Source organism: Streptomyces sp. NPDC005492, from assembly GCF_040605995.1.
In the GTDB taxonomy this organism is placed as follows: domain Bacteria; phylum Actinomycetota; class Actinomycetes; order Streptomycetales; family Streptomycetaceae; genus Streptomyces.
In genome coordinates this window covers 1-18,541 of record NZ_JBEXDX010000016.1, presented here as the reverse complement: position 1 = coordinate 18,541, position 18,541 = coordinate 1, and the positions used below count along the sequence as shown (strand labels likewise).

19 protein-coding genes are annotated in these 18,541 nt (G+C 71.2%); 11 read left to right on the top strand and 8 right to left on the bottom strand.

What is annotated here, in order from left to right; genetic code table 11:
- Positions 1–194 precede the first annotated feature (194 nt).
- The 7 genes from ABZT04_RS22205 to ABZT04_RS22175 form a co-directional block, all read right to left on the bottom strand.
- Positions 195–1,379, bottom strand: coding sequence for a thiolase family protein (locus ABZT04_RS22205; RefSeq protein WP_356058589.1), 1,185 nt, complete (start codon positions 1,377–1,379; stop codon positions 195–197).
- Between the two features lie 182 nt (positions 1,380–1,561).
- A complete protein-coding gene (locus ABZT04_RS22200) occupies positions 1,562–2,191 on the bottom strand; it encodes a CoA transferase subunit B (RefSeq protein WP_356058588.1) in 630 nt (209 codons plus the stop codon).
- Complete coding sequence (locus ABZT04_RS22195) at positions 2,191–2,973, bottom strand: CoA transferase subunit A (protein ID WP_356058586.1); 783 nt, start codon at positions 2,971–2,973, stop codon at positions 2,191–2,193. Before ABZT04_RS22195 ends, ABZT04_RS22200 begins: the two co-directional genes overlap by 1 nt.
- Positions 2,970–3,623 (bottom strand): carboxymuconolactone decarboxylase family protein, encoded by a 654-nt coding sequence (locus ABZT04_RS22190; RefSeq protein ID WP_356058585.1) that lies wholly within the window; start codon positions 3,621–3,623, stop codon positions 2,970–2,972. Before ABZT04_RS22190 ends, ABZT04_RS22195 begins: the two co-directional genes overlap by 4 nt.
- 128 nt (positions 3,624–3,751) lie before the next feature.
- A complete protein-coding gene (locus ABZT04_RS22185) occupies positions 3,752–4,315 on the bottom strand; it encodes a carboxymuconolactone decarboxylase family protein (protein ID WP_356058584.1) in 564 nt (187 codons plus the stop codon).
- Positions 4,316–4,358: 43 nt separating this feature from the next.
- Positions 4,359–5,072, bottom strand: coding sequence for a cyclase family protein (locus ABZT04_RS22180; protein ID WP_356058582.1), 714 nt, complete (start codon positions 5,070–5,072; stop codon positions 4,359–4,361).
- Complete coding sequence (locus ABZT04_RS22175) at positions 5,069–5,746, bottom strand: hypothetical protein (protein WP_356058581.1); 678 nt, start codon at positions 5,744–5,746, stop codon at positions 5,069–5,071. Before ABZT04_RS22175 ends, ABZT04_RS22180 begins: the two co-directional genes overlap by 4 nt.
- 150 nt (positions 5,747–5,896) lie before the next feature.
- Here ABZT04_RS22175 and ABZT04_RS22170 point away from each other — a divergent pair, with 150 nt between their 5' ends.
- Entirely contained in the window at positions 5,897–6,673 is a 777-nt protein-coding gene (locus ABZT04_RS22170) for an IclR family transcriptional regulator C-terminal domain-containing protein (protein ID WP_356058580.1), read from the top strand.
- Between the two features lie 128 nt (positions 6,674–6,801).
- A complete protein-coding gene (locus ABZT04_RS22165) occupies positions 6,802–8,154 on the top strand; it encodes a cation:dicarboxylase symporter family transporter (protein ID WP_356058578.1) in 1,353 nt (450 codons plus the stop codon).
- 117 nt (positions 8,155–8,271) lie between these two features.
- Here the strand turns inward: ABZT04_RS22165 and ABZT04_RS22160 are convergent, their stop codons facing one another.
- On the bottom strand, positions 8,272–9,627 hold the full coding sequence (locus ABZT04_RS22160; RefSeq protein WP_356058576.1) for a hypothetical protein: 1,356 nt from the start codon (positions 9,625–9,627) through the stop codon (positions 8,272–8,274).
- Between the two features lie 181 nt (positions 9,628–9,808).
- On the opposite strand from ABZT04_RS22160, the gene ABZT04_RS22155 reads away from it, so the two are divergent.
- The 9 genes from ABZT04_RS22155 to ABZT04_RS22115 all read left to right on the top strand — a co-directional run bounded on the left by ABZT04_RS22155 (position 9,809) and on the right by ABZT04_RS22115 (position 18,490).
- Positions 9,809–10,633 (top strand): SDR family NAD(P)-dependent oxidoreductase, encoded by an 825-nt coding sequence (locus ABZT04_RS22155; RefSeq protein WP_356058574.1) that lies wholly within the window; start codon positions 9,809–9,811, stop codon positions 10,631–10,633.
- The gene (locus ABZT04_RS22150) at positions 10,626–11,570 is read left to right on the top strand and encodes an amidohydrolase family protein (protein ID WP_356058573.1); all 945 of its coding nucleotides are present in this window, start codon (positions 10,626–10,628) and stop codon (positions 11,568–11,570) included. The genes ABZT04_RS22155 and ABZT04_RS22150 overlap by 8 nt, the downstream gene beginning before the upstream one ends.
- On the top strand, positions 11,567–12,940 hold the full coding sequence (locus ABZT04_RS22145; protein WP_356058572.1) for an FAD-binding oxidoreductase: 1,374 nt from the start codon (positions 11,567–11,569) through the stop codon (positions 12,938–12,940). The genes ABZT04_RS22150 and ABZT04_RS22145 overlap by 4 nt, the downstream gene beginning before the upstream one ends.
- A gap of 97 nt (positions 12,941–13,037) precedes the next feature.
- Positions 13,038–14,435: an FAD-binding oxidoreductase gene (locus tag ABZT04_RS22140; protein WP_356058570.1), complete on the top strand. Its 1,398-nt coding sequence runs from the start codon at positions 13,038–13,040 to the stop codon at positions 14,433–14,435.
- Positions 14,436–14,487: 52 nt separating this feature from the next.
- The gene (locus ABZT04_RS22135) at positions 14,488–15,495 is read left to right on the top strand and encodes an ABC transporter substrate-binding protein (RefSeq protein WP_356058568.1); all 1,008 of its coding nucleotides are present in this window, start codon (positions 14,488–14,490) and stop codon (positions 15,493–15,495) included.
- Positions 15,496–15,511: 16 nt separating this feature from the next.
- On the top strand, positions 15,512–16,387 hold the full coding sequence (locus ABZT04_RS22130) for an ABC transporter permease (protein WP_356058566.1): 876 nt from the start codon (positions 15,512–15,514) through the stop codon (positions 16,385–16,387).
- A 16-nt stretch (positions 16,388–16,403) separates the two neighbouring features.
- On the top strand, positions 16,404–17,237 hold the full coding sequence (locus ABZT04_RS22125) for an ABC transporter permease (RefSeq protein WP_356058564.1): 834 nt from the start codon (positions 16,404–16,406) through the stop codon (positions 17,235–17,237).
- A complete protein-coding gene (locus ABZT04_RS22120; protein WP_356058563.1) occupies positions 17,222–18,082 on the top strand; it encodes an ABC transporter ATP-binding protein in 861 nt (286 codons plus the stop codon). Before ABZT04_RS22125 ends, ABZT04_RS22120 begins: the two co-directional genes overlap by 16 nt.
- 3 nt (positions 18,083–18,085) lie before the next feature.
- A complete protein-coding gene (locus tag ABZT04_RS22115) occupies positions 18,086–18,490 on the top strand; it encodes a VOC family protein (protein WP_356058562.1) in 405 nt (134 codons plus the stop codon).
- Positions 18,491–18,541: the final 51 nt, after the last annotated feature.

The window sequence follows — 18,541 nt, the reverse complement described above, 5'->3', positions numbered from 1 at the left end:
CGGTGTACACCGGTAAGTGGGAGGGACAACCCACTGAACTGCCCCGAGTTGGGTGGAGCCGAGTCACCTGGTTTTACTCCACAGTCGTTGTGTGCAGTTCGTACTCCACGGGACAGGGCATGCCCAGGGCGGAGTGCATGCTCGGCCGAAGGCCAGCTCGGCTGGTCGGCGAGGCGGGCAGGGGTCACCACGCCTCAGCGTTCGAGGACGAGGGCGATGCCCTGGCCGACTCCGATGCAGAGTGAGGCAAGGCCGGTGCCGGTGCCCGTGGCGGCCAGCTGGTGGGCGACGGCTCCGGTGAGGCGGGCGCCGGAGGCGCCGAGGGGGTGGCCGAGGGCGATGGCGCCGCCGCGTGGGTTGACGACGGCGGGGTCCAGGTCGGGCCAGGCGGCGAGGCAGCCGAGCGACTGGGCGGCGAAGGCCTCGTTCAGTTCGAAGGAGGTGAGGTCGGCGAAACCGCGCCCGGCCCGGTCCAGCGCCTTGCGGGCGGCTTCGACGGGACCGAGGCCGAAGTACTGCGGCTCGATGCCGGTGACGGCACTCGCGCTCACACGGGCGAGCGGCTCGCGGCCGATCGCCTTCAGCCCCGCCTCGTCGCAGAGCAGCAGGGCCGCGGCACCGTCGCTGAGCGGTGAGGCATTGCCCGCGGTGACCGTGCCGGTGTCGGAGGGGCGGAAGGAGGGCTTGAGGCGGGCCAGGGAGGCGATGGTGCCGCCGTCGCGGATGGCCTCGTCGCGGGCCAGGGCCACCCCCTCGTACGGGACGACCTCGGCGTCGTACAGGCCGTCCTTCCAGGCGCGGGCGGCCTTCTCGTGGCTGGCGAGGGCGAAGGCGTCCTGTTCCTCGCGGGTGATGCCGTGACGGTCGGCGATCAGCTCGGCGCCCTCGCCCAGTGACACCGTCCACGCGGCGGGCAGGCGCGGGTTGACCATGCGCCAGCCGAGCGTGGTGGAGTACAGCTCCTGGTGGCCGGCGGGGAAGGCGCGGTCGGGTTTGGGCAGGACCCAGGGGGCGCGGCTCATCGACTCGACGCCGCCGGCGATGGCGATGGAGGCGTCACCGGCGCGGATGGCGCGGGCGGCCTGGACGACGGCCTCCAGACCGGAGGCGCACAGCCGGTTGACGGTGGTGGCGGGCACGGTGACCGGCAGTCCGGCGAGCAGGACGGCCATGCGGGCCACGTCGCGGTTCTCCTCGCCCGCGCCGTTGGCGTTGCCGAAGAAGACGTCGTCGACGCGGGCCGGGTCGAGGTCCGGGCTGCGGTCGGCCAGGGCGCGTACGACATGGGCGGCGAGGTCGTCGGGGCGGATGGCCGACAGGGCGCCGCCGTACTTCCCGAAGGGAGTGCGGACGGCGTCGACGATGTAGACGTCGGTCATGAGGAGACTCCTTCCCGGCCCCTCGCGGGAGCCGGAGGTAGGTGCGGCGGGGCGGGCCCGCGCCCGGGGCAGCTGTCTGCCCGCCGGTCACCGGGGGTCAGGGGGAAACCCTGGTCGCTCTTGCGGCCCAGCTCGCCTGCGGCGACGTTGTCACGCAACTTCGCGGTCCGTCCGGTGCGGCCCTAGACATGGAGCCGTGCGGCTGTGCGGGTGGCGATGTCGTCCGCGGTGACGCCGGGGGCGGTCTCGACGAGGGTGAGTCCGTCGGGGGTGACGTCGATGACGCCGAGATCGGTGATGACGCGGTGCACGCAGGCCTGGCCGGTGAGGGGCAGGGTGCAGTGCTCCACGAGCTTGGGGCTGCCGTCCTTGGCGGTGTGCTCCATGAGGACGATCACGCGGCGGGCGCCGTGGACCAGGTCCATCGCCCCGCCCATGCCCTTGATCATCTTGCCGGGGATGGCCCAGTTGGCCAGGTCGCCAGTGGCGGAGACCTGCATGGCGCCGAGGACGGCGGTGTCGATGTGGCCGCCGCGGATCATGCCGAAGGACAGTGCGGAGTCGAAGAACGAGGCGCCGGGCAGGACGGTCACCGTCTCCTTCCCGGCGTTGATCAGGTCTGGGTCGACCTCGTGTTCGTACGGGTGCGGGCCGGTGCCGAGGATGCCGTTCTCGGAGTGCAGGGTCACGTGCACGCCCGGCGGGAGGTGGCCCGAGATCGCCGTGGGCAGGCCGATGCCGAGGTTGACGTACGAGCCGTCGGTCAGCTCCATGGCGGCGCGGGCCGCCATCTGGTCGCGGGTCCAGGCCATCAGTGTCGTACCGTCCCTCGTGCCGGAGGCGCGGAAATCAAGCGCCGTTCGATCTTCTTGGCGGTCGCCTGCTCGCGGGTGAGAGGGACGACCCGCTGCACGAACACACCGGGTACATGGATCTGGTCGGGGTCGAGGGCCCCGGGATCGACGAGTTCCTCGACCTCGGCGACGGTGATCCGGCCGGCCATCGCGGCCAGCGGGTTGAAGTTGGCGGCGGCCTTGCGGAAGACCAGGTTCCCGTGGTGGTCACCGCGCCAGGCGCGTACGAGCGCGAAGTCGGTGGTGATGCCGTGTTCCAGGACGTACGTCCGATCGGCGAAGGTACGGGTCTCCTTGGCCGGGGAGGCGACAGCGACAGTGCCGTCGGGCGCGTACCGCCAGGGCAGCCCGCCGTCGGCGACCTGGGTGCCGACGCCCGCGGGGGTGAAGAAGGCCGGGATGCCCGAGCCCCCGGCACGCAGCCGTTCGGCCAGCGTGCCCTGGGGGACCAGCTCGACCTCCAGCTCGCCGGCCAGGTACTGCCGGGCGAACTCCTTGTTCTCGCCCACGTACGAGCCGGTCACCCGGTCGATGCGGTGGGCGGCAAGCAGGACGCCGAGGCCGGCCCCGTCCACTCCGCAGTTGTTGGACACGACCGACAGCGCGGTGGCGCCCTGCCGGTACAGCGCGTCGATCACGACCTTCGGCACGCCGCTGAGGCCGAATCCGCCGACGGCCAGTGACGAGCCGTCGGCGATGTCGTGGACCGCCTCGGCGGCGGTCGCGCGGACCTTGTTCACGGAGCGGGCTCCTTGTCTCTGGGGGCTCGGGGGTCCTGAGCGTCCTGGGTGTCCTGGGTGTCGGGCGCGTCCGGTGCGGGGACGGCGAAGAGGCGCAGTTGCAGGGCGAGGGTGGCGTAGTAGCCGACGAGTGTGGACAGTTCGAAGAGCGCGGTCTCGCCGAGGACGGCGCGAGCCCGCGTGTACCAGGCGTCGTCGAGGCCTTCCGGCCGGGCGGCGAGGGCACGGGCCGCCGACCACGCTGCGCGTTCGAACGGGTCGGTCAGACCGGGATCGGCGCCCTCGCGCAGCGCGAGGATCTCGGCGTCGGTGAGGCCCGCAGCCCTGCCGACAGGTTCGTGGGCGTAGCGCTCGAAGTCGCTGTCCCACACGGCTGCGACGACGAGGATCGCGGTCTCGCGCACACGCGGCGGCAGGTCGGTGCGGTAGCGGATCGCCGAGCCGAGCGCCTGCAGGGCGCCGCCCAGCCGGGGGCTGAATAGCATGGCGTTGAAGGGGCCGTTGAGGCGTCCCGCCGCGTCGGTGAGGGCGAAGAGCTGGGGCCCGTCGGCGCGGGGACCGCCGGTGATCTCCTCGTACAGAGCCCGCTGCCCGGCATCGAGCCGGTCGGGGTGGAGGAGAGGCAGACGGCCGGTGGAGGTCGGGGGCATCGCGGCTCCGTACACACGGTTGTGTCTTTGTGCTTTACGGGAGGGTCGATGAACAATCTGTCGACAGATTGCTCATCTCTTCGGGAGCATAGCACCAAGAGCGCGCATTCTGTCGACACTACGGGCTCTCATGCGCCGACGCGGAAGACGCCCAGTTGCAGGGCGAGGAGCTGGTAGTAGCCGACCAGGGTGGTGAGCGTGAAGAGCTGCTCGGCGCCCAGCGAGGCGACGGCTCTCGCGTAGGCGTCGTCGGTGAGGTCCCTGGTGGCGACGAGTTCCCAGGTGGTGTCGAACAAAGTCCGTTCGGCCCGGTCCGCGAAGGCCTCCCCTCGGCGCTCGGGGATGGCGGACAACTCCTCGTCGGTCAGCCCGGCCAGACGGGCGGCGTGCTCGTGGACCTGCCACTCGTAGGCGCAGTCCGTGTGGGCCGCGACGATCAGGATGGCGATCTCCCGGGCGCGCGGGGACAGGGGTGTGCGGTACCGCACCGCGCCGCCCAGATCCTGCAGGGCGTTGCCGAGCTCGGGTTCGAGCAGCATGGCGCCGAAGGGGCCGCGCAGTCTGCCGTCGTCGTCGACCAGGGGGAAGGGGCGCGGGCCGGACGACCGGGGGCTGGAGAGGAGCTTCTTGTACAGCTCGTGCTGGTCGGGGCTCATCTCGTCCGGCGTCGGCTGGACGATGCGCGGGCGCATGTGTCTCCTGGGCCTGTCGTGGTGGTGGGGTGGGGGCTGTCACTCAGGTCTTGCTGTCGGTGCTCTCGGCATCGGCGTCACTCGTGCCGTCGAACCACCCGAAGACGCGGCACGGTGCGCCATCGGCTCCCGTGATCGGCATCGGGGCGATCAGGACGTGCCCGCGCAGGCCCGCCAATTGGTCGAGGTTGGCGGCGTTCTCCACGATGGGGATGTCGGCGCCGAGAATCCGCCGGTGGATGTCCAACGCGAAGTCGGCGCCGCGCCGTTGCACCGGAGGCTCGGGGGTGAGGGTGTCCAGGACGAGGATGCGGACGCGGTGCTCCACGATCCAGTCGGCCGCGGAGGGAGCGAGGTGGGGGTGGTCGTGGTAGACGGGCGAACCGTGATGGGCCTGCCAGCCCGTCGCCAGGCAGAGGACGTCCCCGGGGCCGGGGCCGAGGGCCGCGGCGTCCAGGTCCGCGGCCGTGATCTCCTCGCCCCGCTCCTTGGCCACGCCGATTCCGACGGCGGGGGCCGCGAAGAAGTCCGGCGGGTAGTCCGTGATGCGCTTGCCGTCGGCGAGGGCATGGAACGGCGCGTCGATATGGGTGCCGGTGTGCGTGCACAGGCTGAACGCCGTGACCGTGGAGAGGGCGGCGGGCACCTCCCGGATGCGGTGTGCCTCGAATCCGGGCTGGCTGGGCACATGCGGAGTGCCGGGCGTCAGCGGGTGGGTGAGGTCGATCGGAGTTCCGGTCACGGCGAACGTTGTCATCGGGCACCCGGCTTCTCGTCGCCGGAGCCTGCGGCGGGGGGCTCGGCGACGCTGTTGTGGAAGGTGAAGACCCGCCGTTCCCGGGCGGTCGCGTAACGGTGGATCCGTCGGCGCCACGGGGTGGTGGTCGCCGTGCGGTACTGGTCCGTCCCGAAGGCCTCCACGCCGTCGATCTCGTGCAGGGCCAGGAAGACGGGACCCGGTCCGTCGGTCTTGCGGTAGCGGCGGATCCGGTTCCAGCCGGGGGTCTTCAGCAGCATCGGGATGTGCTCTTCCTCGTACCACCGGTGCAGTTCGCTCTCGTGCTCGGGAGCGACCGACAGCAGGGTGGCGACCAGCGCCGGAGCCAGCCGCTCTGGTGCGGCGCCGTGAGTGCCGGTCAGTTCGTAGACGCGCCGGTCCAGGGTGCGCAGGCCCGCTATGACCTGTCGCTCGCGGGCACTGCGGCGCGTGCGCAGCCGCTGGTAGTCCTCGGACCGCAGGACCTCCAGCTCCAGGTCGTAGACCGCCAGCCAGGACGGGGTCGCGCCGTCGGCGGCACGGTAGCGGCGGCCGGCGTGGAATCCGGCCATGGCTGTCCGGGCGGGCGCGTGTTCGTTGTCGTACCAGTCGTGGAAGGTGGCCTCGTCACCGGGCTCGGGCTCGGAGAGCACGAAGAGCAGTCCCTGTGTCATGGGTGGCTTCTCCATCTGATGGGCTGTGCGACGGCGTTGCCGGGCCGGACGGCTGAGGGAGGGTTCCGAGCTCCGGGACGATAGAGACGGTAAAGTCGACTGACGAACAATCGTTCGCCAGTAACACACGATGCAATCAGGGAGTTACAGATGTCAAGGCAGGACCCCGACGTCCTCGACTCGGTGGAGAAGGCGTTCCTCGTGCTGCAGGCGTTCTCCGCGGACCATCCCGCGCTCACCGTCAGCGAGGCCGCCGAGCTGACCGGCCTGTCCCGGGCCACGGCCCGGCGCGTCCTTCTGACCTGCCAGAAGCTCGGCTTCGCGGAGGGCGACGACGGACGCTTCCGGCTGACGCCGCGAGTGCTGAGCCTCGGCTACGGCTATCTCTCGTCGCTGCCGTTGTGGGACCACGCGCACCGGCACATGCGCGACCTGGCGGACCTGCTGAAGGAGTCCTGCTCGGTCTCGGCACTGGACGGGGGCGAGATCGTCTACGTGGCGCGGGTGCCGGCCAAGCGCACCATGGCGCTCACGCTGACCGTCGGCTCACGGCTTCCCGCCTATCCGACGTCGATGGGACGCGTGCTGCTCGCCGCCCAGTCACGGGAGTGGCTCGACGCGTACCTCGCCGGCACCGAGCTGGTCGCGCTGACCGGGCGCACGATCACCGATCGGGCCGAGCTGAGGCAGGAGTTGGACCGGGTACGCGAGCAGGGTTTCGCGGTCGTCGACGAGGAGCGCGAGGAGGGTGTCCGCTCGGCGGCCGCACCGCTGCGCGACCGCACCGGGAGGGTGATCGCCGCGCTCAACGTCTCGGCCAACGCGGCCCGGGTCCCGCTGGCGGAGTTGCGGGGCGCGTACGTTCCGGAGGTGGTCCGGACCGCGGAGGTGATCACCCGGGACATGGGGTTCTTCATCTCCCGGTAGGACCCCACCCTCTCCAGGACCCACCACGAACGGATCGTGTTCGGGGGCTTGTCATCCCCTGACCTCGTCGGCATCCTGAACCCCGCCAATCGCGCACAAGTGTGCGACCGACGAACAAAGGGGTTCCGGTGTCCAAGGCGGCTGACTGCCTCAAGGCGGCGTTCACCACGAAGCTCTACCTCAGCGTGCTGGGGGCGATCGTGCTCGGCGGGGCGCTGGGGCTGCTGTTTCCCGGCGCCGGCGCCTCGCTGCAGCCCCTGGGCGACGGCTTCATAGCCCTCATCAAGATGATCGTCGGGCCCGTGATCTTCTGCACGATCGTCACGGGCGTGGCCTCGGCCGGGAAACTGAGCAGCGTCGGACGGATCGGCGGGAAGGCGCTCGTCTACTTCGAGGTCGTCACGACCATCGCCCTGATCATGGGGATCGTCGTGATGAACCTGTTCAGGCCCGGCGCCGGCGTGCACGCCTCGGTCGGCGACGCCGTCGTCACCGGTCCGGCGGCCGACTACGTCCAGCAGGGGGAGCACCAGCACTGGTACGACTTCATCGTCAACATCATCCCGGAGAGCTTCGTCGGCGCCTTCGTGGACGGCAACGTCCTGCAGATCCTGCTCGTCTCGGTCCTCTTCGCGATCGCCGTGAGCATCCTCGGCCGGCGGGGCGCCCCCCTCGTCCGCGGTGTGGAACTGGTGGGCGAGGCGGTGTTCGTCATCATCCGCCTGATCATGTACCTCGCTCCGGTCGGCGCCTTCGGGGCGATGGCGTACACGACCGGCAAGTTCGGGCTGGACGCCCTGCGCAGCCTCGGCGTCTTCGTCGTGGAGTTCTGGCTGACCGGGCTGCTCTTCGTGCTCCTGGTGCTCGGCGTCGTGGCGCGGCTGTGCGGCATCCGGGTCCTGCGGCTGTACCGCTATTTCAAGGACGAACTCCTGATCACCCTCGGCACCGCCAACTACGAGGCGGTCATGCCCCAGTTGATGAGGAAGCTGGAGCACCTGGGCTGTCCCAAGCGCGTCGTCGGCCTGGTCGTTCCCTCCGGATACGCGTTCAACTCCGACGGAATCTGCCTCTATCTGGGCTTCGCCGGTCTCTACATCGCGCAGGCGTACGACATCAGTCTCTCGATCGCGCAGCAGCTCGGGCTGCTCGCGGTCTTTCTGCTCACCTCCAAGGGCGGTGCGGGAATCGCCGGCGCGGGCTTCGTCATCCTCGCCGCCTCCCTGTCGAGCACCGACGCGGTTCCGGTGGCCGGCATCATGCTGATCTTCGGCGTCGACAGGTTCCTCTCCACGGGCCGGGGCCTGGTGAGCCTGTGCGGCCAGATGCTCGGCAGCATCGTCGTCAGCAGGTGGGAGGGTGTCTTCGATCTCACGCGCGCCACGTCGGTGCTCGCCGACCCCGGACCGGAGGCCGTCGCGGCCCTGCGCGGCGCACCGGCACACGAGGACGAGGCGAAGCCGGACGTCGCGGTGGCGTAGGCCCGCACGGACCGGGGGCAGGGGCCCAGGGCCTGTCCGCAAAGTCCCGTCTGCCGCGCGACGCCCGGCACGCCGGGAGCACGCACCGGACCCGGGCCCTCCCCGGCCCCCCGCCCGTCACCCCGTGGGCCGCCTTCCGGCCGCCTCCCCCGTCACCTCGCCCGCCAGCGCCGCCAGGTCCGGGTCGGTGAGCAGGCGGCCCTCGCGGGTCATGATCTCGCGGGCCCGCCGCAGCACCTCGTCGATCTGGGCGGTGGTGGTGTCGACACCCAGTGCGGCCAGCTTGTCGGCGAGTGTGTAGGGGCCGCTGTCGGGTGTGAAGGGGACCTTGCGTTCGTTGCCGACGAGCGTGGGTTCCAGGCAGTTGTGGAGCAGTGGGTCGACCGCCGTCTCCTGGGTGATGAGGTCCATACCTCCCCAGGAGAAGGCGCTGGTGCCGGTCACGGGGTGGTTCCAGGCCAGGTGATAGCCCGTCAGTTCCTCGCCCGCGCGCGCCAGTTCGGTCAGCCGCTCGGTACTGATCCCGGTGCGTACGCCGTACAGCGCCTCGAAGGCCAGTGCCGTCGCCGCCAGGTCGGCGTTGCCGGGGCCGCCGCAGTACCCGTTGACGGACAGCTCGACGACGTCGGCGCCGGCCCGGACGGCGCCGACCGCGCAGCCGACGGCCAGCCCGAAGGTGTTGTGCGGGTGCAGGCCGACCTCGACCCCGGGGGCGAGTTCCTTCGTGCGGGCGACCAGATGCCCGTACGCCTCGGGGCTCATGGCGCCGGGGCCGTCGAAGAGGGTGAGCTCGGTGGCGCCCGCACCGGTGAGGTCGGCCACCGACTCCTCAAGGACCTCGTCGGTGAGGTACGACACCATCAGCATCGGTACGACGGCGTCCAGGTCCCGGGAGCGGGCGTGCCGGATCAGCGGGACGGCGCGGGCGAGCACGTCGGCACGGCTGCGCGGCGTCTGGGGTGTGCGCCAGTCCGCGCCCCGCCAGGCCTGCTGGTAGACGGCCGGGTTGTAGATCTGGGACGCCTCGTCCAGGCCCTGCACCCAGATCTGTACGGCGTCGTAGCCCGCGTCGGCGGCGCGGTCGATGTCCTGCGTGGTGCGCAGCAGCGGCAGCACCGCCCGGCAGTCGGCGTTCTCGCCCTTGATGACCTCGACCTCGGCGCGCAGCGCCTTGTCGTCCCGTCCGGCGAGGCCCGCCGTGACGACCTCGCGGACGCCCGCGCCGACGAGGCGGCGCAGATACGCCTCCTTCGCCTCGGTGGACGCGACGACGCCGGGCAGGGTCTCGACCGACCGCAGGGTGGCGTCACGCAGCCGTACGGTTTCCGGCATCGGCCCGCGCACGTCCGGGTCGCGGGTGAGCGGGCTCACCGACCAGTGGCCCGGTTCGTAGGCGCCCGGCGCGCGCTTGGCGGCCAGTTCGGCCCGGAAACGGGCGATCTCTTCGTCGGTGAACACTGCCGGCTTGTCCATGGGTCCCTCCGGGTGCAGGTATCGGGCCGATCCCTATGAGTGTGCATCCAAGCATTCTGTCGACACTCATGCAATAAAATCGCGCCTGATCTGCAAATTCCCTGCCTCCTGTTTACTTTCTGTCGACACTAATCGAAACTGTCGGCAGTATGGACATCGGATTCGACCGAGGGAGACCACCGTGACCCACGATGTGCCCGCTGTGCGGCCCGGCCGCCTGGCCGGGCGGACCGCCGTCATCAGCGGCGCCGGAAGCGTCGGTCCCGGCTGGGGCAACGGCCGGGCCACCGCGGTGATCTTCGCCCGCGAGGGCGCCACCGTGTTGCTGACCGACCGCGACAAGGACGCGCTGGAGGTCACCGCCCAGCAGATCCGCGAGGAGGGCGGAACCGCCCACACGCAGCTGCTCGACGTGACCGAACCGGCCGCCGTCCAGGCGTACTTCGAGGAGGCGGAGCGGCAGACGGGCCGGATCGACATCCTGGTCAACAACGTCGGCGGCTCACGCGCGGGCGGGGCGGCCGAACTCTCCCTGGAGGACTGGGACAGCCAGCTGCGGACCAACCTCACCACCGCCTTCCTCGCCTGCAAGCACGTCATCCCGGTCATGCGGCGGGGCGGCGGCGGCTCGATCGTCAACACCGCGTCGGCGTCCGGGCTGCGCTGGACCGGTGCCGCCCAGGTGGGATACGCGGCGGCCAAGGCGGCGGTCATCCAGCTGTCCCGGGTGAGCGCCGTGCAGTACGCGCCGTACGGCATCCGCGTGAACACCGTCGTCCCCGGTCAACTGCACACCCCGATGGTCGAGGCTCGCCTCGCGGGCCAGCGCGCGGGCGGGGACGTACAGAAGCTGCTGGCGCAGCGGCAGGCCCGGATCCCGCTCGGCTTCATGGGCGACGGCCGCGACACGGCGTACGCGGCGCTCTTCCTCGCCTCCGACGAGGCCCGCTTCGTCACCGGTACGGAGATCGTCGTCGACGGCGGAATGACGGCCCGCTGTGACTGAGCCCGCCATTCGCGACACCGCGTCGGCGCCGTCCCCCGGCTGCCCGCCGCCCCATCCGGCGCCGAGAAAACCGGCCCTGGCGCTGCCGCCCGGCAGCTGCGACGCGCACTGTCATGTCTTTGGCCCGGCCGAGATCTTCCCGTACGCGGCGCGGCGCACGTTCACCCCGCTCGACGCGCCCAAGGAACAGCTCGCTCAGGTGCGCGCCCACCTCGGCCTGTCCCGGGCCGTGCTCGTCCAGTCCTCCTGCCACGGCTTCGACCACCGGGTGCTGCTCGACGCCCTGGCGGCGGGCGGCGGCCGGCTGCGCGGGGTCGCGCTGGTCGGCGAGTCGACCACCCGGGCCGAGATCGAGGAGCTGCACCGCGCCGGAGTCCGGGGCTTCCGGCTCAACTTCCTGCCGCACCTGCGCACCGCGCCGACCCGCGAGGAGATCGACTCCGTGCTGGAGCGCGTGGACGGTCTCGGCTGGGCCGCCGAGATCCACGTCGCCGGCCGGGAGGTGGCCCACTACGAGCCCCTCATCCGCGCGCTCCCGGGCCGGGTGGTGATCGACCATCTCGGCCGGGTGGACATCACGGAAGGGCCCCGCAACCCCGCCCTGCGCAGTCTGCGCGCCCTGCTCGACACGGGCGACGTCTGGCTCAAGGTGAGCGGTGTGGACCGGGTGTCCCGGCAGGGCCCGCCGTACGCCGACGCCGTGGCGCTGGCCGCGTCGCTGGTGGCGTACGCGCCGGAGCGGGTGGTGTGGGGCACCGACTATCCGCATGTGAACATCGAGGGCGCCGCCCCGGACGACGGCCTGCTGGTGGACCTGCTGGCCGGCATCGCCCCCGATCCCGGCCGGCTGCGCCTGCTGATGGTCGACAACCCGGCGGACCTCTTCGACTTCCCGCACGACGAGTTCCCGCACGACCTGCGAGTGGAGCAGACATGACCGACTTCGACGGCGCCTTCCTCCCCAGGGGCGCCCACGACTACGAGGAGGCCCGGCTCGGCGCGGTCTGGAACGAGCGCAAGCCCGACCGCCACCCCGACGCCATCCTGATCGCCGCGAGCGACCGGGACGTCCAGGAGGGCGTGCGCCATGCCGCCGCCCGGGACATGCCGGTCTCCATCCGCTCCGGCGGGCACAGCTGGATCGGCAACGGGGTGCGCGACGGCGGTCTGCTGATCGACCTCTCCGCCCTGGACGAGGTCACCGTCGACGCCCCAGACCGCCGCGCCACCGTCCGCCCGGCCGTCCAGGGCACCCGCCTGAACGCACTGCTCGCCGCCGAGGGCCTGGTCTTCCCCAGCGGCCACTGCCCCTCCGTGGGCGTGGGCGGCTTCCTGATCGGCGGCGGCTACGGCTGGAACTCCCGCGCCCTCGGCCCGGCCTGTTTCAGCGTGGAGGCGGTCGACGCCGTCCTGGCCGACGGCACTCTGGTGCACGCCACCGACGAGACCCACCCCGGCCTGATGTGGGCCCTGCGCGGCTCGGGGCCCGGGTTCTTCGCCGTGGTGACCCGCTTCCACCTGAGGGTGTATCCGGCCTACGACCAGATCCTGCGCAGCGCGTACACCTTCCCCCGCGAGATGCGCGACGAGGTGCTGGCCTGGACGTACGACACCGTGCCGGACATCTCGACCTCGCTGGAGATGTCGGCGAAAGTCGCCTTCACGCCGGGCGTGGAGCGGCAGACCACGATGATCACCGCCGCCGCCTTCTGCACCCCCGACGAGGGCCCCGGGATGCTGGATCCGCTGGAGAAGGCCCCCTTCCTGCACCACGCCCTGCGCAGGGTCGAGCGGGTGCCGTCGACCCTGGACGACCTGTACGCCCTCTCCGACGGGCTGACCCCGAAGGGCAACCGGTACGCCGTGGACGGGGTGTGGACCGACGCCCCGGTGGCGCAGGTGCTGGACGCCGGCCGGGAGGTGCTGGACGGGCTGCCCAACCGGGAGAGCTTCCTGCTGTGGATGCTCTGGGGCGGGCAGCCGACCCGCGAGGACGCCTGCTGGTCCACGCAGTCGCGGCTGTACTTCTCGCCGAACGCCGTGTGGCACGACCCCGCCGACGACCTGCGGGCCGAGTCGTGGGCCCACGACTCGCTGCGAGCCATGGCCCCGGTCGCCCACGGCACCCAGTTCGCCGACGCCAATCCGGCCGACCGGCCCGACCACGGGCTCCAGCCGGAGCAGGCGGCGCGGCTGGAACAGCTGCGGCACAGCTACGACCCGCAGGGGCTGTTCCGTACGTACCTGTCGCCCGCCGAGTCCACGACGGCCCTCGCGCTGCACCGGCGTCGCATGACCGGCCGTTAGTGTCGACAGAGATGCCTAAATGGTGCTTCGTAACCTCTTGACCCCTCAAGAGTGTCGACAGTACCGTCGCGATATCTGCACCACCGGAGGAGACACCGTGTCCAGGCCGACCGATCCGAACCCTGCCCAGGTTATGCGGGGAGCCGTCATCCGCCGAGGCGAGGACCCCTATGAGGCCGCCCGCCTCGACGCGGTGTGGAACGAGCGCAAGCCGGCCCGGTTCCCCGACGTCATCGTCATCGCCGAGGACGAGCAGGACGTGGCCTCGGCCGTACGGCTCGCCCGCGCCGAGGGACTGCGCGTCTCCGTCCGCTCCGGGGGACACAGCTGGGTCGGCAACGGGGTACGGGACGGCGGCCTGCTGATCGACCTCTCGCACCTGCGGGAGATCACCGTCGACCCGGCCGCCCGCACCGCCGCCGTGCAGCCGTCCGCCAAGGGCCCGGCGATCCAGCGGGCGCTGGCCCCGCACGGGCTGTTCTTCCCCACCGGCCACGCGCCGACCGTCGGCATCGGCGGTTTCATCCTCGGCGGCGGCTACGGCTGGAACTCGCGCCACCTGGGGCCTGCCTGTCTGAGCATCCGGGCGATCGACGTGGTCCTCGCGGACGGCACGCTGGTGCACGCCACCGACGAGACGCACCCCGACCTGCTGTGGGCGGCGCGGGGCAGCGGCCCCGGCTTCTTCGGCATCGTCACCCGCTTCCACCTGGACGTGCACGAGCGCCCCACCTCGATCGTGCGCACGGTGCACAGCTACCCCCTCGAACTGCGTGACGAGGTGCTGGCCTGGACGTACGACATTCTGGAGACGCTGCCCACCAACGTGGAGTTCTCCGCCAAGGTCGGCTTCACGCCGGGTCTCGGCACCCGGACCGTCTCCATGACCGCCACCGCCTTCTGCACCCACGAGCACGGGCCCGAAGCGCTGGCTCCGCTGGAGGCCGCGCCCTTCCGCGACAAGGCCCTGCGGGCGGTGGTCGGGCAGGAGACCAGCATCGAGGAGCTGTACGACATCGCGGACCGCCTCAACCCGGAGGGCCTGCGCTGGGCCGTGGACGGCGTGTGGGCCGAGGGGCCCGCCGAGGAGATCCTCACCGCCGCCGCGCCCGTCCTGGACACCATCCCGGGCGGTGCCGGCTTCGTGCTGTGGATGCTGTGGGGCCACTACCCGCCGCGCCCCGACGCCTGCTGGTCGGCCCAGGCCAAGGCCTATCTCTCGCCCAACGCGGGCTGGAGCGACCCGGCCGAGGACCTGCCCCACGAGAACTGGGTGCACGGCTCCCTGGCCGCCGTACAGCACCTCTCCAAGGGGCTGCAGTTCTCCGACAACAACGTGGCCGACCGCTTCGACCTCGGCCTCAGTGCCGAGCACGCGCGGCGGCTGGAGAAGATCCGCCGCGTCCACGACCCCGACGGGCTCTTCCGGACCTATATGACCCCGGCCGAGTCCACCACCGCCTACGCCACCGCCCTCCGCTCGCACGTCTCGTAAGCAAGGCCACCCCGACTCGCAGAGCCGCATCCGTGCAAAGGAGCACACCCTGATGTCGAAGAGCACGAGAAGCCCATGGGGCCGCCTCTCCGTCGCCGTCGTGACGCTCGTCGTCGCCGCCCCGCTGGCCGCCTGCGGCTCGGGAGCCGCCGAGACCACCACCAGCGACGGCACCCCGAAGATCACTGTCCTGCGCTCCAACGGCGCACTCTTCGAGCCGCTGTACATCGCCCAGCAGCAGGGCTACTTCAAGGACGCGGGTCTCGACGTCACCATCAAGACGGGCGCCCAGGACACCTCGCAGAACGCGCCGTCCGTCCTCAACGGCGAGGCCCAGTTCGCCATGACGGACAGCTCCGGCTTCCTCAAGGGCGCCGCGAAGAACATGCCGATCCGGATCGCCACCGGCCTGGTGTCCGCCACCACGAAGACCGAACCCACCGACGGCCTGCTGGTGAAGAAAGGCAGCTCCATCACGTCCTTCTCCGACCTGGAGGGCAAGACCGTCGGACTGTCGGCGCTGGGCGGCACCATCCAGTTCATCGTGGAGTACCTGGTCGAGAAGGACGGCGGCGATCCGAGCAAGGTCAAGTTCGTCTCCCTGCCGACGACCTCCCTCAACGACGCCGCCGGCAGCGGCAAGACCGACGCCGTCTACTCCTTCGGCGCCTTCTACGCGGCCGGCAAGCAGGCCGGGCTCACGTCCATCGGCAGCGGGATGAACGACCTGCCCGGCATCACCCAGGGCGTGCTCTTCGCCAGCGAGAAGTACCTGTCCGCCAACCCGGGGACGGCGAAGAAGTTCATCGACGCCGTCGCCAAGGCGCTCACGTACGCCGACGCCCACCCGGACGCGGTAAGAGCGGTCGACAAGAAGTACACACAGCTGTCCGCCGACTACATCGAGAAGGCGCCGGCCACGTACTACGACAAGGACGTCAACACCACGGTCATGCGGACCGTCATCACGAAGATGCACGACTACGGCCTGCTCACGAGCGAGCCGAAGGACAGTGCCATCTACTGGGACAAGGCCCCGACCGTCACGTCCGGCAGCTGAGGCGGCGAACGAAACCATGACCACTCCGACAACGGGCCGGGACCCGGCCCCGCCCCGGACCCCGAAGGAGCCCCAGCCGCCCGCTCGGCGCGCCGGGACCGGGCGGGCCCGCGGGCCCGGCGGCCCGGGGCGCCGCGGGATCCTCCTGCTCCAACTGGCCGCCGTACTCGCCGTCCTCGGAATCTGGGGGGCACTCGCCGCCGCGGGCTCCGTCAGCGCCACGGCGCTGCCCGGCCCCGGGGCGGTATTCGCGAAGTTCCCCGAGCTGTTCGGCAGCGACGTGTACTGGCAGGCGGTGAGCGACACTCTGCGCGGAGCCGTGACGGGCTTCGTCGCGGCCGCCGTGATCGGCATCCCGCTGGGGCTGGTCACGGGCACGTACGCGGCCGCCGAGCGGTCGTCCCGGCTGCTGGTGGACATCCTGCGGTCGTTCCCGGTCATCGCGCTGCTGCCGGTGTTCCTGCTGGTCCTGGGGTCGACGCCGTCGATGAAGGCCATGGTCGTCTTCATCGCCTGTGTCTTCCCGGTCTTCCTGCAGGCGCAGTACGGGGCCCAGGCCGTGACATCGATGATCGCGGAGACCGTGGACAGCTACCGGATCCCCCGGCACCTGCGCTTCCGCAAGGTGGTCCTGCCCAGCGCCACCCCCTCGATCATGACCGGGCTCCGGCTGGCGGCGACGACCTCCGTGCTCGTGGCGATCGGCGTCGAGGTGCTCACCACGCTGCCCGGCATCGGCCACGAGGTCGTCCAGGCCCAGCAGGGCGGCGCGTCGGCGCAGGCGTACGCGTACATCCTCACCGCGGGCACGATCGGCTACTCGATCAACCTGCTGTCCCAGTTCGCCGAGCGACGTCTGCTGCGCTGGCGTCCGCCGGCGCACACCGACTGAGGCGGGGAGGAGCATCATGTTCTCGAAACCTTCAAGCGCCTTCTGGAAGTCGCTGCTCGTCCAGCTGTGGCTGCCGGTCCTGGTCGTGGCCGTCCTCCTGCTGGCCACCGCGGGCAGCACCAGCTTCTACTTCCCGCCGGCCACCGACGTGCTCGCCACCCTGTGGCGGGAGCTCGCCCACGACGGGCTGCTGGACGACCTGTTCTTCTCCCTGCGCAACATCGCCCTGGGCCTCGCCATCGCCACCGTGGTCGGAGTGGGCGCCGGACTGGTCATCGGAGAGGTCGGGCTGCTGCGGCAGGCGACCGCCCCGCTGCTGGACTTCGCCCGCGCGACCCCGACAGTGGCGTTCGTCCCCGTCATCATCCTGACCCTCGGCATCGGCTCGGGGCCCAAGATCTTCCTGATCGCCCTCGGCTCGATGTGGCCGATCCTCCTCAACACCATCAGCGGCGTGCACGGCATCAACCCCGCCGTGCACGAGACCGCCCACAGCTACCGCATCCCCTGGCGGCTGCGGCTGCTCAAGGTCGTCCTGCCCGGAGCCCTGCCGCAGATCTTCGCCGGCATCCGCGTCGCCCTCTCCATCGCGGTGGTCCTCATGGTCGTCAGCGAGATCTACGGATCCCCGGTGGGCCTCGGCAACTTCATCCTGCAGAGCGGTTCCAGCTTCGCCGTCCCCGAGACCTGGGCCGGCACCGTTCTGATCGGCATCCTCGGCTACGGCCTGAGCGTGCTCCTCCTGGCGGCCGAGTACGCGCTGCTCGGCTGGTACCACCAGCGTCCGCCCCGCACCCGGCGGACCGACAAGTCCCGGAACGAGGTCAAGACGTCATGCAGCGACATGTGAAGCCCGGCGGATCCAGCCTGATCGTGGAGGACGTCTGCAAGACGTTCGGCCACGGCGCGGACGAGCACCGGGTGATCGAGGGCCTGTCGCTCCGGGTCGACCCAGGCGAGTTCGTGTGCGTCGTCGGCCCGTCCGGCGCCGGCAAGACCACACTGCTGCGCTGCCTGTCCGGACTGACCCGGCCCACCTCGGGCACGATCCGGTACGGGGACAAGCCGCTCACCAAGCCGCTCGGCGACATCGCCGTGGTCTTCCAGGACTACCGCGGCTCGCTGATGCCCTGGATGCGGGTCCGGGACAACGTGGCCTTCCCGTTGGAGGGCATGGGCGTCAAGCGGGCCGAGCGCAGGCAGCGTGCCGACGAGAGCCTGGCCGCCGTAGGGCTCGCGGACGTCGGCGACAAGTACCCCTGGCAGCTGTCCGGCGGTATGCAGCAGCGCGTCGCCATCGCGCGGGGGCTCGCGTACGAGGCGCCGGTGCTGCTGATGGACGAGCCCTTCGGGTCGGTGGACGCACAGTCCCGCTTCGACCTGGAGGACCTGACGCTGTCGCTGCGCAGGACGCTCGGCATCACCGTCATCGTCGTCACCCACGACATCGACGAGGCCGTCTACCTCGGCGACCGCGTCGTCGTCCTGGGCGGCAAACCCACCACGGTCGTCGACAACCTCACCATCGACCTGGGTGCCGACCGCGACCAGATCACCACCCGGGCCGACGCCCGCTTCACGGACCTGCGCACCCGCGTCCTCACGAGGATCCGCGGCGGGCAGACGCCACCCGCGAAGACCGCCGACGGGACGACCGGTGAGGCGCCGGAGAAGCCCGCGCGGGCGGTGATCTGACCGATGGCACGCTTCGACCATGTGGGGATCTCGGTGCCCGACCTGGAGGCCGCGATCTCCTGGTACTGCGGCGCGCTCGACCTGACCGCCGCCCCGGTTTTCGCCATCCCGGGCACCGACCTGCGCGGCGTGATGCTGCTGCACGAGAGCGGTTACCGCATCGAGCTGCTGCACCGGCCCTCGGCCCGGCCGGGCCTCGCGCCGGCCAGCGCCCTGGACGCGGCGGGCACCCTGGGCTTCGGCCACATGTGCCTGTGCGTCGACGACGTGGACGGCGAGTTCGCCCGGCTGACCGAGGCCGGGGCGACGGTCCGCATGCCCCCGCAGGCCGCGCCCCGCCCCGGCGCCCGGATGGCATTCGTGGCCGACCCGTACGGCAACCTGATCGAGCTGATCGACCGCAAGTGACACCCTGTCCGTCCCCGCGAAGCCGAGTTCCCCGCACCCCCTTCGAGGAGG

What these genes read in the sequence shown, in the direction of transcription:
- ABZT04_RS22135 (WP_356058568.1), top strand. Translation starts at nt 14,488, where the DNA reads ATGTCGAAGAGCACGAGAAGCCCATGGGGCCGCCTCTCCGTCGCCGTC.
- ABZT04_RS22175 (WP_356058581.1), bottom strand. Translation starts at nt 5,746, where the DNA reads ATGACACAGGGACTGCTCTTCGTGCTCTCCGAGCCCGAGCCCGGTGAC.
- ABZT04_RS22130 (WP_356058566.1), top strand. Translation starts at nt 15,512, where the DNA reads ATGACCACTCCGACAACGGGCCGGGACCCGGCCCCGCCCCGGACCCCG.
- ABZT04_RS22120 (WP_356058563.1), top strand. Translation starts at nt 17,222, where the DNA reads ATGCAGCGACATGTGAAGCCCGGCGGATCCAGCCTGATCGTGGAGGAC.
- ABZT04_RS22170 (WP_356058580.1), top strand. Translation starts at nt 5,897, where the DNA reads ATGTCAAGGCAGGACCCCGACGTCCTCGACTCGGTGGAGAAGGCGTTC.
- ABZT04_RS22115 (WP_356058562.1), top strand. Translation starts at nt 18,086, where the DNA reads ATGGCACGCTTCGACCATGTGGGGATCTCGGTGCCCGACCTGGAGGCC.
- ABZT04_RS22125 (WP_356058564.1), top strand. Translation starts at nt 16,404, where the DNA reads ATGTTCTCGAAACCTTCAAGCGCCTTCTGGAAGTCGCTGCTCGTCCAG.
- ABZT04_RS22200 (WP_356058588.1), bottom strand. Translation starts at nt 2,191, where the DNA reads ATGGCCTGGACCCGCGACCAGATGGCGGCCCGCGCCGCCATGGAGCTG.
- ABZT04_RS22180 (WP_356058582.1), bottom strand. Translation starts at nt 5,072, where the DNA reads ATGACAACGTTCGCCGTGACCGGAACTCCGATCGACCTCACCCACCCG.
- ABZT04_RS22190 (WP_356058585.1), bottom strand. Translation starts at nt 3,623, where the DNA reads ATGCCCCCGACCTCCACCGGCCGTCTGCCTCTCCTCCACCCCGACCGG.
- ABZT04_RS22145 (WP_356058572.1), top strand. Translation starts at nt 11,567, where the DNA reads ATGACCGACTTCGACGGCGCCTTCCTCCCCAGGGGCGCCCACGACTAC.
- ABZT04_RS22185 (WP_356058584.1), bottom strand. Translation starts at nt 4,315, where the DNA reads ATGCGCCCGCGCATCGTCCAGCCGACGCCGGACGAGATGAGCCCCGAC.
- ABZT04_RS22160 (WP_356058576.1), bottom strand. Translation starts at nt 9,627, where the DNA reads ATGGACAAGCCGGCAGTGTTCACCGACGAAGAGATCGCCCGTTTCCGG.
- ABZT04_RS22205 (WP_356058589.1), bottom strand. Translation starts at nt 1,379, where the DNA reads ATGACCGACGTCTACATCGTCGACGCCGTCCGCACTCCCTTCGGGAAG.